Source organism: Pseudoalteromonas phenolica, from assembly GCF_005876835.1.
In the GTDB taxonomy this organism is placed as follows: Bacteria; Pseudomonadota; Gammaproteobacteria; order Enterobacterales; family Alteromonadaceae; genus Pseudoalteromonas; species Pseudoalteromonas phenolica_B.
In genome coordinates this window covers 14,928-30,411 of record NZ_PPSW01000002.1, presented here as the reverse complement: position 1 = coordinate 30,411, position 15,484 = coordinate 14,928, and the positions used below count along the sequence as shown (strand labels likewise).

Sequence of the window (15,484 nt, the reverse complement as noted above, 5' to 3'; positions counted from 1 at the left end):
ATTATGGAACCATCAAATAACAAAGGACTATCAAGACGTGCTTTCTTAAAAGGCACCGGTGCAGGAATGGGATTGTTAGCCAGCAGTATGCCCAGCTTTGCACTCGACAACGTGTTTAACAATCACAATGGCGCGGTTGCCACCGCACAATTAAAAAATGCAGGGCTATTGGAGCAAGCACAAACTAACATGCTCTTCAACCAGTTAACGAGTGCACTTAATTTCAAACAATCTGAAACAGATAAAGTACTCATTATCTTAGGGCAAGTGAATGAAAAAGCATTCCCCTATAGTGTTGATCATAAGTTAGTAAGCGCTTGTTTAACACGCTTGCAATCAAAAGGCGTCAACAGAAAACGCATTACTATTGCCTATCGTGCGCCAGAGGGGCTAGCGAGTAATTCGCCACTGCTTAAAGCAATTGCAGATCCTAAAACAGATAAGCAGTTTCATAAAGCGCAACTTGTAAATGTTGCTAATAATCGTGACTGGTCGACTCTGACTATGCCCAAAGCATTACCAGATTTAAAAGTACTGGCGCAGGCAAGGCAAGCCGATCATATTCTATTTTTAGATCAGCTTACTGATAAAAAGGGAGTGATACATTCCCCGCAAAATGGATTAGCTAACGTTTTATTTGAATCACAGTCTGTAGAGAAATATCGTAATCGGCTTGATGACTTATTTGCGATGCGCGACATACAAGAAACCATCTCAAATAAGGTACGTTTACTCGCTTACAATGCCTCACGATTTATTGCGCATTCTCCTGAATCAGGTGTACACATGCATCATGTCCACCCGGGTATGCTGGCTATCTCAAATGATATTACAAGCCATCAATTATTCGCTGAAAACTACTTACATAGTGTATTGAATAACACGCCTAAACTCAGACATAGCGCGCAAACACTTAATTGGTTTCAATCTGGCGTGAGTCGTGACCCTATGACCATTGAGCAAATAGAAAAGACCATGCAAAAATCTGGAGTGGTGCTGAATAAAATACAGTTGGTATAGATCATCATTTATTACGACAATATCTAGCTCTGAGCAGCTTTTTTTCGGGCTAAAGCCGCGACCTACAGGTCAAATTAATATGTACATGTAGGTCGTCATTTATGGCGACAAGGGTTTTGCTCTGAGCTGCTTTTGTCAGGCTAAAGCCAAGACCTACAGTTCAAATTAATATGTACGATGTAGGTCGTCATTTATGGCGACAGAATTTTTTTGCTCTGAGCTGCTTTTGTCGGGTAAAGCCCCGACCTACCACACAGTCAGATTGTAGGCGCGATTTTACATCGCGCTTTTTTATGACAAACCGAGACTTTGCCTCACTTGTAACATTTGTTGCTGTAACTTCGACTGGATCTCACTCACTTGCTGGCTCGAACTATTTACTTGGTCTTTCATACTCAACATAGCTTGACTGAAATCATCCACCAAACCACTTTGCTGTTGAGCAAGCTCCATAGCATGGCTCGCTACTTGGTTAGCGGTTTGCGCACTTTCTGCAACCCCTTCAGAATTACGTTTTAACTCTTGCGCATGTTCAGTCTGCGCTTGCGCATCTTGTGATAACGCGCCCATTTGCTCAGATACTTTCTTAGAGTTTTCACCCAAGGTGTTTAACTGCTGATGAATGTCAGACAATGAATCTTGCGTTTGTTGCGCTAGCTTTCTCACTTCATCGGCAACAACGGCAAACCCACGGCCATGCTCACCCGCTCGCGCCGATTCTATGGCTGCATTTAATGCTAATAAATTAGTTTGCTCCGCAATGGTACGGATCATTTCAACCACAGTACCTACGTCTGAAACCCCCTTTAATAATTCATTTAAGCTATCTTGCCCTTGCTCTACACGCTGCTCTGTTGAAGAGCTCGCCTCTAGCATGGCATCGGCAAATTGCACACTGTGTGACATGGCTTCAAAGGTACTATTGGCATTATCAGATACCTGAGTATTAATATCGTTGGCTTGCTCGCCTAAATCTCTAATATTGTGCAATAGCCCCTGAGTTTGCTCGACTTGATTATAAGTGTTCTCAGATTGCTGACTGATCTGTGACAGGCTTTCGCTCATCTGGGCCATAAACTCATTTACTAATGTCAGCATTTCTTGGCGCTCTTGTGCTTCGAGTTGTTGACGCTGAATGAGCTGATTAAAGTAACCGGCTATCTCACCCACTTCCGTATCTGGGTTTTTACTATGAATTTGTTTCATTTCATTTGAATTGATCAAATCAGCAAAACCATCTCTGAGTTGTCGCAATGGATTAAGCACTTGGTTTAGCTGCACAAAGTAAACACCTGCAGCAAGTAAAATTAACAACCCGATTGCCACACTGAATAAAACCAAAACATTCAATTTTAAATCGTCTTGGCTAACTTTTAAGTCACTTTCAGCCGATAGCACAATATCGATAATCGTCTGAATATCTGCTCGAAGTGCTTTTGTACCCGCTTGTCTTGATTGTGATTGCGCAAAGGTGTTTTGTACGTCTTTACCAAAACGATTCGCCCAACTAGAAAGCTCTGATTTGATTTCATCGGCTAAGTCTTCTACTTCTTCGCCAAAAAACAATGCATCTTCATCGACTTCACTCATAACCCCTAGGTTTTCTAAACGCTCGATTTTATTGGCGATAGATTGCAAAGTCGAAATAGTGTTTTGTAGGCTCGTTTGCGTATTTGCATCCGGGTTAATTGATAAGTGATAGGTAAAAATACTCAGTTGGTTTACAGCTTGGAAGTAATCAGACGCTAACTCGTAATATTGTTTTTTGACAGGGCTGTCATCTGCTTTAGATGCATAACTAATTAAAGATGATGCTGAACCACTCATTTGTCTCAGGGCATTATCGAGTAGTGCCATTTCATTGCCAGACAATTTACCAATCGCACGATACTTTCCGTTAATATCAGCATCTAATGCATCTAGCTTATTGCCCATGGTCGCAGCTAATTCATCAGGTAATTGACCAATATAGGCTTGTTTGAGCTTGTTGATAATGTCTGAAGACTCTGTCAAATACTGACTATCTCCGCTGCTAAGATAGCTTTCAATGCTACCTGATAGCTCCACCAGCACAGTATTTTTGAGTTGGTTATATCCTGTGTTCTGCTGATCTAGTGTATTTAATAAATTCGACGCCCAAAACAACACGCCAGCTAAAAATAAACTTGCCGACGTTAGCAAAATTGCTAGCCATCGAGTAAAAGCAGAAACACGCATAACACCCCCTTTGTTTCAAATTTCGGCGCTAGCGTATTACCCTTTTATGACAGTTTGATGTAATTTGTTCAACAAGAGAGCGAACTAAGTAAAAAGCATACTTTTTACTTATCCCTATATAGAATGAAAACTCTATTTCATTGCTGCTTTTACGTATACATCAAAACGGTTTTTCTTAGTGGTGATTTGCATACTCGGCTTTTGCTCATCGAGGAATGGCGCGTAGTCAGGGCGTTTCACAGCAACGCGTTTACTCGCCAATTGCATAGCAAAGGATAGTAATGCATCTGCATCGTGATCGTCTCCCACTAAAGATTGGAACACACGCATTTCTTTTTTCACCAGTGCCGACTTTTCTCTATGTGGAAACATAGGATCAAGATAAACCACATCAGGTTTAACTTCTGTGCTATTTAATAAGTCATGGCTAGAACCAAACGCCATATCCACTTGCGCCTTCATCCACTCACCTATTTCATTATCTTGGTAAGCGCGCTGAAGACCATCATAAAGTAATGCTGCAACCACAGGGTGACGTTCATGCATGGTCACTTTGCAACCTAGCGCAGCTAATACAAAGGCATCTCGACCTAAACCTGCAGTCGCATCAAGTACATGCGGTATCGCACCTTTATTTAGCCCCACAGCTTTAGCAATTGCTTGACCTTTGCCACCGCCAAATTTGCGTCGGTGTGCACTGGCTCCAGTTACAAAGTCAACTCGAATGGCACCTAATTTTGGTTCATCACTTTTGAATAACTGCAATCCATGCTCATCAAATTGCAACTTAAACAAGCTTTTATTTGGCACATCATTGGCATTACACTGCTCGGCCCATTTGGCTAATTCAAAGCGTTTTTCGATTTCATCAAGATAAGGACGATTTTCAGGATAGGGGGTATGGATTAGCAAGGGCAAACTCCTTATAGAACAGCTTGCCCATTATAACGTTGAAACGTTTATTTATACCAACCTTCAATAATACTTAATTAATAGAAGCGGGTTAGAAAAGCTCAATATCATCTTGAGAGGCAACTTGATCTTCACTCCAAGGCTGACTCAACTTATTAAGACTGGTATGCAGTGCTTCTCGCGTTTCAGTGATCAAAGCGAGTTTTTGTTTGATGACATCAATCTCTTCGTTCATAAAAGCAAAATGTTGTGAAAATGCTTTTAGTTGCTCTGTATTTTCGATTTGTGCAGACTGCAATAACTGCTCAAAGTTTTCAGATTGCGTGCTGTGATGCATATCTAAAAATACCAATTGTTGTGCTATGTCATCACATACCTGACCTATGTGCGCTACTTGCTCGATTGCTTGCTCACTCTCTTCCATATCTTGAATTTTGGCATTCGTCGCCTCCAAAATATGTGGCAGCAAGTCTTTGTAACGACCGTACATACCAGGATCTTCGGTCGGCATATTTTTGATCAGCAAAGAGACTTTAGGGTAGTTAATAATGGTACGACGACCAAAGTCGACAAAACGACTACCTTCACGATTTTGCTCTAATAGTTCTTGCTCAATAGGCTGAATAGCACCTTCAGCAGATTTAAACACCTCACCTTGTTGATGCCAAAATGCGACCGCGACTTCTAGCTGTAAAGGCACAAAGAACTCGAAGAAAAAACTCGACAAACTTTCTAGATCATGGGCGTGATACGACTGACCAACATAGCGCATAATCCGACCCATATCGCCGGAGTCTGTCATGGCGATTTCAGCAGTTATCTGCGCTTGCTCCATATCTTGTTTAAGACGCTGAGACACTTGGCGATAGTCATCAAGTACATTGATTCTGGCAAGCAACTCTTCTCGGTTAAAAGGTTTTACTATGTAGTCTGCAGCACCAGAGTTATAACCACGCATACGCTCAGAGATATCTGTGCGAGAAGAAAGAAACATCACTGGAATTTCTTTGGTTTGTGACGCTTTTTTTAGCTTTTCACATACTTCAAAGCCGTTCATGCCAGGCATTTCTACATCAAGAAGAATAATATCGGGTTGATATTTAAGGGCTAACCGCAATCCTTCATCACCATTTTTAGCTCGGATCAATTTACAGCTTTCAGCCAACGCGTCTTCGATGATCTTATGCACTAACTTGTCGTCATCGATAGCCAGCACCAGTCTGCTCATACCATTTCCCTTAATAAATCATGTCTTTAAATAGCATAGCTGGAGATGATAATTTTGCGAACCCCAAAAAGCATAAAAGCGCCCGAAGACGCTTTTATTTTTATAACTACATCAAACTCTGAGTAATTATTATGCAATTTTTAGTTAGCAGGTTACCCCGCGCTAGTGATTTCGGTAGCACCGACTTATCGTGCAAAATATACGTTGCGAAGCAAGGTTACTTTTGCGCAAGGTGAAATGAGCAATTTTAGCAACTGCAATGGGATACTCAACCTGTTGGTTTGTAGGCGCTGGTTTACCCCGCGCTTTTAAAATCATGCGTGACATAAAGTCACCGCCTACAAAAGGTCTAAACAAGCGCAAGGTATACCCCACGCTACAAAATTTTACGCTATTCCACTGTGACGAAGCAACGCATCCACTTGCGGCTCTCGTCCTCTAAAGCGTTTGAACAATTCCATTGGCGCTTCTGAACCACCTTTTTCTAGAATATTCTGCATAAAGTCTTGTCCAGTTTGTGAGTTAAACACGCCCTCTTCTTCAAAACGAGAGAATGCGTCTGCCGATAAAACTTCTGCCCATTTGTAAGAGTAATAACCCGCGCTATAGCCACCTGCGAAAATATGACTAAAGCCATGTTGGAAACGGTTAAACTCAGGTGCTTTAACCACGGCTGTACGCTTACGTACTTCATTTAAAATAGACTGAATTTGACAATCTTCTTCGGCCTTATAATCAGCATGAATGTGGAAGTCGAATAAACTAAACTCTAACTGACGAAGCATCTGCATTGCTGATTGGAAGTTTTTAGCAGCCAATAATTTATCAAGTAACTCTTTAGGCAATGACTCACCAGTTTCAAAGTGACCCGAGATAAAGCTCAGCGCCTCTTCTTCGTAGCACCAGTTTTCTAAAAATTGACTTGGTAGCTCTACAGCATCCCACGCCACCCCATTAATACCCGCCACCGCTGAAGCGTCGATTTGCGTCAACATGTGGTGAATGCCATGACCGAACTCGTGGAATAAAGTGGTCACCTCGTTGTGGGTGAACAAGGCCGGCTTGTCGCCAACAGCTTTATTGAAGTTACATACTAAATACGCCACCGGTGTTTGCAACTTACCATTGGCGCGAATTTTACGACCCATACAGTCATCCATCCACGCACCACCGCGTTTGTGCTCGCGCGCATACAAATCTAGGTAGAAGTGACCACGAAGTTCATCGTTTTTATCGTGCACAGCAAAGAAACGAACATCTTCATGATAAGTATCAAAATCAAAAAGCTCAGTAACTTTAATGCCAAATAGCTTATTAACTGTGGTGAACAAGCCTTTTAATACTGTATCTGCCGGGAAGTATGGACGTAACTGTTCGTCTGAAATGGCATACTTAGCTTGCTTTAACTTCTCACCAAAGTAACCGTAATCCCAGGCTTGTAAATCTGTCATTTGATATTCAGACTCAGCAAATGCTTGTAGCTCTTTTAACTCTTGTTCAGCTTGTGGTTTAGACTTAGCCGCTAAATCATTTAAAAACTCAAAAACCTGCGCCGGACTCTCGGCCATTTTTGTTGCCAATGATTTATCTGCAAAGCTGTCAAAACCTAGTAGATGTGCTAATTCATGACGTAACTTTAGCTCTTCAGCCATGATCTCAGAGTTATCAAACTCACCCGCATTCGGGCCTTGTTCTGAGGCGCGAGTACTAAATGCGCGATACATTTTTTCACGTAACTCGCGGTTATCAGCGTAAGTCATCACAGGAAGGTAAGACGGTATATCTAAAGTAAACACCCAGCCTTCAAGTTCTTTGCTTTGTGCCGTATGCGCCGCTAACGCAATTGCCGACTCAGGCAATCCCGCAAGTTCGCTTTCATCTGTAATATGCTTTTGCCATGCTTGCGTTGCATCCATGACATTATTACCAAACTTTGCCGCAAGCTCTGATAGGCGCGCTGAAATTTCGCCATAACGCTTTTGTTTATCACTATCTAAAGCGATACCCGACAAAGTGAAATCACGTAGCGCATTATTAATTGAGGTCTGCTGAGCAATGCTCAGTGATACAAATTCTTCTGAGTCTTTTAACGCTTTATAGGCTTCATATAAACCTTGATGCTGACCCACATAGGTTGAGTATTCTGAAATAAGCGGTAAACACTCATCATAGGCTTTGCGTAAATCTTCAGAGTTAACTACTGAGTGCATATGCGATACTGGCGACCACATACGAGAAAGCTTGTCATCCGCCTCTTCAAGTGGCACTACCAGCCCTTGCCAAGTGAATGCTTGTTGTGCCAATACTTCGTCGATGGTTTTACGACAATGTTCAATTGCAGCTTTTAATGCTGACACTACATGCTCTGGTTGAATTTTCGAAAATGGAGGCAAACCTTCAAGACCGATCAGTGGGTTACTCATAAATGCTCTTTCCTTTAATCTGTTCTTATAAAATATGCGCTTTCGTCATATATTTACCGTATTAGCATTGAAATTGGGGCAAATGCCGCAATTACAAGTTAGACTGAAATATTCTTGATACTTCGCCTTTCTATTACTGAAAGCTTAGAACATAAAACCAATTTTTAAGGAGTTTTTATGGCTCAACATTTTGATTATATTGCCATTGGTGGTGGTAGCGGTGGTATTGCATCGGCTAACCGTGCGGCAATGCGTGGCGCAAAAGTCGCTTTAATTGAAGCTAAACACATGGGCGGTACTTGTGTAAATGTGGGTTGTGTACCAAAAAAAGTGATGTGGCACGGTGCACAAGTCGCTGAAGCAATTAAGCTTTACGCACCAGATTACGGCTTTGATGTTGAACTTAAAAACTTCGATTGGGCTAAGTTAGTTGAAAGCCGCGAAGCCTATATTGGCCGTATTCATAAAGGCTACGAAGGTTATTTAGCAAAAAACGGCGTCACCGTGATCAACGGCTTTGCTAAATTCGTTGATAACAAAACCATCGAAGTGAACGGTGAGCATTATACTGCTGATCATATCTCTATAGCAGTAGGTGGTCGCCCTTCTGTTCCGAATATTCCAGGCGCCGAGTACGGTATCGACTCAAACGGCTTTTTCGAATTAGATGAGCAGCCACGTCGCGTTGCTGTAATTGGCGCAGGTTACATTGCTGTAGAGCTTGCTGGTGTGCTAAGCAGCCTAGGTACTGAGACCCACCTATTTGTTCGTAAACATGCACCACTTCGTAGCTTCGACCCTTTAGTTGTTGAAACACTCACTGAAGTGATGGAAAAAGAAGGCCCTACACTTCATACCAACGCCACACCAAAAGCGCTGACAAAAGAAACTGATGGCTCTGTGACCTTGCATTTAGAAAATGGCGACACTCATACGGTTGACCAAGTTATTTGGGCGATTGGTCGTGAGCCCGTGACTGATTTAATTAATCTACAAGCTACTGATGTTGAAACCAATGAGCGTGGTTTTATTAAAACCGATGAATACCAAAACACCTCTGTACCGGGGATCTATGCACTGGGCGACATTATGGAAGGCGGTATTGAACTGACGCCTGTAGCCGTCAAAGCTGGTCGTATGTTGGCTGAGCGTTTATTTAACCCAGAATTGCCTAATGCCAAAATGGATTATGAACTAGTACCTACCGTGGTATTCAGTCACCCGCCAATCGGCACAATTGGTTTAACTGAACCTCAAGCTATTGAGCAATATGGTGAAGAGCAGGTAAAAGTGTACACATCTACGTTTGCAGCTATGTATACCGCTGTGACGCAGCACCGCCAGCCTTGTAAAATGAAACTTGTTTGTGCAGGTGAAGATGAGAAAATCGTCGGTTTACACGGTATTGGTTTTGCGGTTGACGAAATGATCCAAGGTTTTGCTGTGGCAATGAAGATGGGCGCAACAAAAGCAGATTTTGATTCTGTAGTGGCGATACACCCAACGGGTTCTGAAGAGTTTGTTACTATGAGATAGGCACTGCCAATCATTCATCCATGAAGCCCCCCGGCTCGACGTCCTTTGCCTCGCGTTCGAGCCTAAAAACTTTCGCTATAGTGGATAAAAGCGCTGGGTAAACCAGCGCCTACAAATTCACCCGCAAGCCTTTCCCTCGCTAACTTTACTCTCGAAAACCCGCCAACTTTTAATTCGTAAATCGAAAGCTAAACTTAACCCGTCCCCCATGTCTTGTGTTCATTCCTGAGCTACCTACTCTCTATTATTAAGAAAGTTGATATCAATTAATCTTTCATATTTTTTTAACTGAAAGTTTTTATGCGACACCGATGAAGCTGCTAGAATACGCGTAACTTTTCTGCTCTCAATACAACAAGGTTTTCATAGATGAAAAAACGTATTGCTTTAGCACTTATTGCAAGTGCAACTTCTGCGGCAGTGTCGGCTGCTGATACTCGTTCACAAGGTATGGGTAATGTAGGTGTCGCTTCTGCTGACTACTTATCTTCTGTATTAATCAACCCTGCTCTAATCAACCGTCACTCAGATGATACTGATGATTTCGGCTTAATCTTACCTTCTGCCAACGTATTTGTTCGTGACGAGCAAGAGTTGCGTGACCATATCGATACTTTCCAAGATAGCTTTGACGCGCTTTCAGACTTATTAGAACAAGCTGAGTCTGGTGGTAATGTTACCGTTGAGCAGCTAGATAGAGCACGTAAACAACTATCATCTGATTTAGAAATGTTAAATGGTGGTATTAATATTGAAGCAAATCTAGCATTAGCTCTTGCATCTCCAAGCCGTATTGGTGGTTTTGCGCTTTATGCAAACACTGATATTGATGCAAACGCAAACCTATTTATTTCTGGTGATGATGTAAATGTAATTGCAAATGCACAAACGCCTGAAGAGCTAGAAGAGCTAAATTCACGTATGCAAGTTGTGGGTGCTGCAATCAGTGAAATCGGTTTTGCTTATGCCAACCAATTCACATTGTCTGATAAACAGGTTTATTGGAGTATCACGCCAAAGTTCCAACAAGTTGATTCATTCAACTACGTATCAAAAGTGAATGACTTTGACGAAGACGACTTTGATGCCAATGACTACACAAAAACTGAAAATAATTTTAACTTTGACATTGGTTTAGCAACAGAGCTAACTGAAAGAGTTACAGTGGGTTTCGTGGCTAAAAACCTCATCGAAAATGACTACGACTCTGTAACAAGCCAAGGTATCACGCCTTCTTACAAAGTTGGGCCTGAGTATATTGCTGGTATCTCTTACAACGGTGACATCGTTACCCTTGCTGCTGATGTTGATTTAACCGCACCTCAACATTCAAACCTAACTGAAGAAAGCCAATTCGCACGTCTTGGTTTAGAGTTAAATGCGTTTGACTGGGTACAAATTCGTGCTGGTTACCGTCACGATTTCAATGGTGATAAAGAAGACAGCTACAGTGTTGGCTTTGGATTAAGCCCATTTGGCGTTGTACGCTTAGACTTAATGGCACAAACATCTGGTGAGAATGACATAGGCGCTGGTTTACAGCTTAGCTTCACGTTGTAATCACTTTGAATGTGGGCATGACATCTTCATTGTGCTCACAGTTTTACTTTCCCCCCGGCTTCATTTTCCTCCCTGCTTGCGACTTTAGCTATCACCCAAACCTTTGATCTTACACACTTGACTAATGTCTTACTTTTAAGCAATCTGGAGGTAGTTAAAACAAATTTAACTAACCAAAAGTATTAGGTTTTCGCTTTATAAGGTGGATAACGTGTTTAAACTTGCACATAATGGCAAAATTTTAATGGACATCGCTCAAGCCGCGCCTCCGAGCGAAGGCTTTATTCTTGATGCCTTAAAACAGTCGCCGTTTGCGCAATGTGAAGTCGATCACGAGAGTATTAAAGCGTATTTTAAAGGCGATCAAACAGAAAAGATTTTAGCGGTCGCCATTAAGCATGACGCCACATTTAAAGTCGATGTCTGTGAAGATAAAATGCAAGCAATTGGTACAATTACAGTCGCCTATGGCGGTAAGGCCACTTCACTCGAAGAGGCTAAAAAAGCACTGATTGCCGCTGGTGTTACCCGTGGTTTCAAGAATGTCTACCTTGAGAATTTGCTTAAGAAGCAACATCTAGCTCAGCCTGGAGATGAAGTTTCAGAAATGCTTGCACAGGGAAGAATGCCAATCAACGGCGAGGCTGCGACGTTAAAACTTCATGTATGCACGTTAAAACAACGTTTAAAGCAACCTAAACTTCGTGAAGATGGTAGCGTCGACATGCGCGACTTTGGCGCTTTAGCAAGTGTCGAAAAAAGTACATTATTAGCAACACAAATTCCCGCAACAAATGGCACTGATGGCTTTAACGTTTTAGGAGAGACCTTACCGGCCAAACCAGGTGATACTTTTCAGCTAACAGCCGGTGAAGGCACCGAAATCTCGAGTAAAAACCCTCTACAACTGATTGCAACACTGTCGGGTTGCCCGAGCGAAATCAATAACGGCTTAAGGGTCGATGATGTTTTCACGATTGATGAAGTCAGTGTTAAAAGTGGTCACATTGAATTTGATGGCAGTGTGATCGTCAGCAAAAGCGTCGCACCAGGTATGAAAATCATCGCCAAAGGTGATGTCACTATTCTTGGCAGCGTAGAATCAGCCGAAATACAAACTAAAGGTAACATAGAAGTTAAACAAGCAGTGATAGGCCACCTTGATCACCAACATAACGATGAAGGACTGACCTGCAAATTAGTTGCCGGTGGCGATATTGAGATTTCTCATGGCCAATATGCTTACCTTGAAGCAAATAACATTACTGTACACAAGCAAAGCAACCACTGTGACCTAAAAGCATTTGATTCTATTATCATTGGCGATGGTGACAAACCTAACGGTAAGTTAATCGGTGGTGAAATCATTGATGCACAGAAAGTCATTGCTGGCGAGATTGGTACGTCATCAGGTACCAAAATGAATATTTTCTTGGCGCGCAGCGGGATGTCTTTAACGGCTAAAACAGATGAATGCGTCAAAGAGCTCTCTAGTGTTGACGAACAGTTAAACACACTGCAACAAGCCGTTGAAAAGGCAGACCATTTAAAAGATCAAGATAAGAAAAAAACAATCATGCAAAAGATTTTGGCAACCCAGCAACATTATTGTCAACAAGCTGAACAACTAGAAAAGCAGCTCAGCGAGTTAGATCACCACTTACATGACTTACTCGACAACACCCAATTAACGGTTAATAAAGCCTTAAACAGTGACGTCGAGATACATATCTTCGATCGCGTTTATAAAACACAGAGACAGTACCCTCCTTGCACAGCCAAACTCGTCGATAATGAAGTAAAGATTGAGTTTTAAACTCCATTTTTTTTGTTAGGTGGTTCATAAAACTTATTTTCATAAATAAAGACGTACCAAATGACCCTTTTACACTTTTAGGTCACGGCTTTAGCCCGACAATCTTTAAAACATGTAGTCATAACGACGGCCAAATTAACTCTAAATAGACTCTTAAATATATTCTAAGCCCGTAGGCACCGACTTTATGTCATACACAAAAAAGCGCAGGATAAGCCTGCGCCTATAATTCAACTCGCTAACTCGTTACTTTTAGCCTAGAATTTACCCGACATAAAGTCGGTGCTACCGAAGAAAAAAAGCGCGGAGTAAAACAGCGCCTACAACACTCCTTCAACTTGCTGCTTTAATTCATCGCCCCACACGCCAACTTGCACTTGTGCAATATGTTGTTTTTGTAGCATTAACATCACTAAGCGCGACTGCCCAATACCACCGCCTATGGTTTGCGGCATCTCTCCCGCGACCAACTGCTGATGCCAATCTTGCTCTAAACGTACATCATCTGAAGTGATCGCTAATTGGCGTTTTAACGACTCAGGGCAAACACGAATGCCCATAGACGAAATTTCAAATGCATCTTCAAGCACTGGGTTCCAAACCAGAATATCGCCGTTTAAACCCTGATATTTATCACAAGTCGCTGTAGACCAGTCATCATAGTCCGGGGCACGCACATCATGAATTTCACCGTCACCTAATGCACCGCCAATGCCAATTAAAAATACCGCACCATACTCTTGAGCAATGGCTTTTTCGCGTTGCTTAGCAGTAAAGTCAGGATACATTTGGCGTAATTCTTCACTGTGCACAAAAGTAATTTTTTCAGGTAAGAATGGCGTTAAACCAAACTCGCTTGCCACCTTTTGCTCAGTTGCTTTAATGGCTGAAAATAATGTTTCAACTGTAGACTGAAGCTTTGTTAGAGAACGCTCACTGTCAGCGCAGATGATTTTTTCCCAATCCCACTGGTCAACAAAGACAGAGTGGATTGGCGATAGCTTATCTTCATCAGGACGCAGCGCTTTCATGTGTGTGTATAATCCCTCACCGACAGCAAAACCATGGTCGCCTAAAGTTTTGCGCTTCCATTTTGCCAGTGAATGCACCACTTCAAAGCTCGCTTCTGGTAATGTTTTTACCTTCACCGAAACCGCTTTTTCTGTGCCGCTCAAGTTATCTTGAATACCGTCGCCAACTTTAGCCAAAATAGGTGCTTGAACTTCCAACAAGCCAAGCTGGCTTTCTAGTTGCTCCGAGAAAAAGCGTTTCACGGCACTGATCTGTTTTTGTGTTTGTAGATAACTTGTTTTCATATTTGGTTCCTCATTCCCAATATTCGATGACACAGGCGGGTATACCGCTTCGCAATAACACTCAACTTTTTAGTTAAGCGAATCGATATACTCAACCCAACTCGCTCTGTGCTGTTAAATCCATCGTCAACAAATTCGAATATAAAAACAAGATCCAATAACAAAAATAGCTTTATGCTATATTTTTCATTAAAAATTTAAGGTAAATTTTAATGATTATTAAATTATGAGCCTTTAAAAGCATGGAAAATTATCAGATCGATAATCTCGATAAATCCATTTTGCACGCATTAATGGATAATGCGCGTACACCTTATGCCGAATTAGCAAAACGATTTGCTGTGAGTTCGGGAACTATTCACGTTCGAGTTGAGAAGATGAAGCAAGCGGGGATCATCCTTGGTACACGAGTCACCATAGAGCCCAAGCAACTGGGTTATGACGTGTGCTGTTTTATTGGGGTTAACCTAAAACATGCGGGTGACTACCCGAGCACCATTGAGCAGCTAAGAGGCTTTAACGAAGTTGTAGAAGCGTATTACACCACAGGCAACTACAGTATTTTTATTAAAGTCATGGCACGTTCTATCGATCACCTACAAGACGTGCTGATCAATAAAATACAAACCATAGAAGCCATTCAATCAACAGAAACACTGATTTCACTACAAAACCCAATTTGCCGTGAAGTAATGCCCTAAGCGCGATAACCGCGTATAATCGACACAATTTTGAGAATTAGAGTAGTAACCGTGGACAATAAACGTTTTCATCGCGTAAAGCAGGTTTTAGACAGACGCCAAACCGACTTAACGGTATGTTTAGATGAAGTGCATAAGCATCATAATTTATCTGCCATTGTGCGCACAGCTGACGCTGTAGGCTGCCACCATGTGCATGCTGTATGGCCACAAGAACAGCGTCGTTTAACCAACAACACCTCTGGCGGCAGCAAAAACTGGGTTGAGACCCATATGCATGATGATATTGATCAGGCAGTTGCTGCAATCCGTGAACAAAACCCTGGCATTCAATTGTTAGCAACCAACCTCAGCGATGAAGCCGTTGATTTTCGCGAAATTGATTATACCAAGCCGACTGCTGTGATCGTGGGTCAAGAACGTCTAGGTATCTCAGACAAAGCACTTGCCCATGCCGATAAGCACATTGTTATTCCAATGGCTGGTATGGTGCAATCACTCAATGTATCGGTGGCTGCAGCACTGATTTTATATGAAGCACAAAGACAGCGTGAAGAAGCAGGCCTTTACGATCGCAACGATATGTTAGATGCTGAGATTAAACACAAACTCCTGTTTGAAGGCTGCCATCCTATTATTGCGAATCGCTGTGTGGAGAAAGGCTTACCTTACCCTGCACTCGATGATGAAGGTGAAATTGTCGCAGATGAAGCGTTTTGGAACACGCTTAAGTTCAAGCAAAAGTAGTCAAATAA

11 protein-coding genes are annotated in these 15,484 nt (G+C 42.1%); 6 read left to right on the top strand and 5 right to left on the bottom strand.

The window, feature by feature from the left end:
* Positions 1 to 3 precede the first annotated feature (3 nt).
* A complete protein-coding gene (locus C1E24_RS01095) occupies positions 4 to 1,020 on the top strand; it encodes a hypothetical protein (protein ID WP_138477952.1) in 1,017 nt (338 codons plus the stop codon).
* 291 nt (positions 1,021 to 1,311) lie between these two features.
* Here C1E24_RS01095 and C1E24_RS01090 read toward each other — a convergent pair whose 3' ends face one another.
* The 4 genes from C1E24_RS01090 to prlC all read right to left on the bottom strand — a co-directional run bounded on the left by C1E24_RS01090 (position 1,312) and on the right by prlC (position 7,800).
* The gene (locus tag C1E24_RS01090; RefSeq protein ID WP_138477950.1) at positions 1,312 to 3,237 is read right to left on the bottom strand and encodes a methyl-accepting chemotaxis protein; all 1,926 of its coding nucleotides are present in this window, start codon (positions 3,235 to 3,237) and stop codon (positions 1,312 to 1,314) included.
* A gap of 132 nt (positions 3,238 to 3,369) precedes the next feature.
* The gene (locus C1E24_RS01085) at positions 3,370 to 4,149 is read right to left on the bottom strand and encodes a class I SAM-dependent methyltransferase (protein WP_138477948.1); all 780 of its coding nucleotides are present in this window, start codon (positions 4,147 to 4,149) and stop codon (positions 3,370 to 3,372) included.
* A 91-nt stretch (positions 4,150 to 4,240) separates the two neighbouring features.
* Positions 4,241 to 5,377, bottom strand: coding sequence for a response regulator (locus C1E24_RS01080; RefSeq protein ID WP_138477946.1), 1,137 nt, complete (start codon positions 5,375 to 5,377; stop codon positions 4,241 to 4,243).
* A gap of 386 nt (positions 5,378 to 5,763) precedes the next feature.
* Complete coding sequence (prlC, locus tag C1E24_RS01075; protein ID WP_138477944.1) at positions 5,764 to 7,800, bottom strand: oligopeptidase A; 2,037 nt, start codon at positions 7,798 to 7,800, stop codon at positions 5,764 to 5,766.
* A gap of 177 nt (positions 7,801 to 7,977) precedes the next feature.
* On the opposite strand from prlC, the gene gorA reads away from it, so the two are divergent.
* The 3 genes from gorA (at position 7,978) to C1E24_RS01060 (ending at position 12,712) form a co-directional block, all read left to right on the top strand.
* Positions 7,978 to 9,336, top strand: coding sequence for a glutathione-disulfide reductase (gene gorA / locus C1E24_RS01070; protein ID WP_138477942.1), 1,359 nt, complete (start codon positions 7,978 to 7,980; stop codon positions 9,334 to 9,336).
* Positions 9,337 to 9,705: 369 nt separating this feature from the next.
* The gene (locus C1E24_RS01065; RefSeq protein WP_138477940.1) at positions 9,706 to 10,896 is read left to right on the top strand and encodes a conjugal transfer protein TraF; all 1,191 of its coding nucleotides are present in this window, start codon (positions 9,706 to 9,708) and stop codon (positions 10,894 to 10,896) included.
* Positions 10,897 to 11,107: 211 nt separating this feature from the next.
* Positions 11,108 to 12,712 (top strand): DUF342 domain-containing protein, encoded by a 1,605-nt coding sequence (locus tag C1E24_RS01060; RefSeq protein WP_138477938.1) that lies wholly within the window; start codon positions 11,108 to 11,110, stop codon positions 12,710 to 12,712.
* 320 nt (positions 12,713 to 13,032) lie between these two features.
* Here the strand turns inward: C1E24_RS01060 and asnA are convergent, their stop codons facing one another.
* Positions 13,033 to 14,028 carry an aspartate--ammonia ligase gene (asnA, locus tag C1E24_RS01055; RefSeq protein ID WP_138477936.1) on the bottom strand — a complete coding sequence of 332 codons (996 nt, stop codon included), beginning with the start codon at positions 14,026 to 14,028 and terminating at the stop codon, positions 13,033 to 13,035.
* A gap of 242 nt (positions 14,029 to 14,270) precedes the next feature.
* On the opposite strand from asnA, the gene asnC reads away from it, so the two are divergent.
* Both asnC and trmH read left to right on the top strand, forming a co-directional pair.
* Complete coding sequence (gene asnC / locus C1E24_RS01050; protein WP_138477934.1) at positions 14,271 to 14,729, top strand: transcriptional regulator AsnC; 459 nt, start codon at positions 14,271 to 14,273, stop codon at positions 14,727 to 14,729.
* Positions 14,730 to 14,780: 51 nt separating this feature from the next.
* Positions 14,781 to 15,476 (top strand): tRNA (guanosine(18)-2'-O)-methyltransferase TrmH, encoded by a 696-nt coding sequence (gene trmH, locus C1E24_RS01045; RefSeq protein WP_138477932.1) that lies wholly within the window; start codon positions 14,781 to 14,783, stop codon positions 15,474 to 15,476.
* The last annotated feature ends 8 nt before the right edge of the window (positions 15,477 to 15,484 follow it).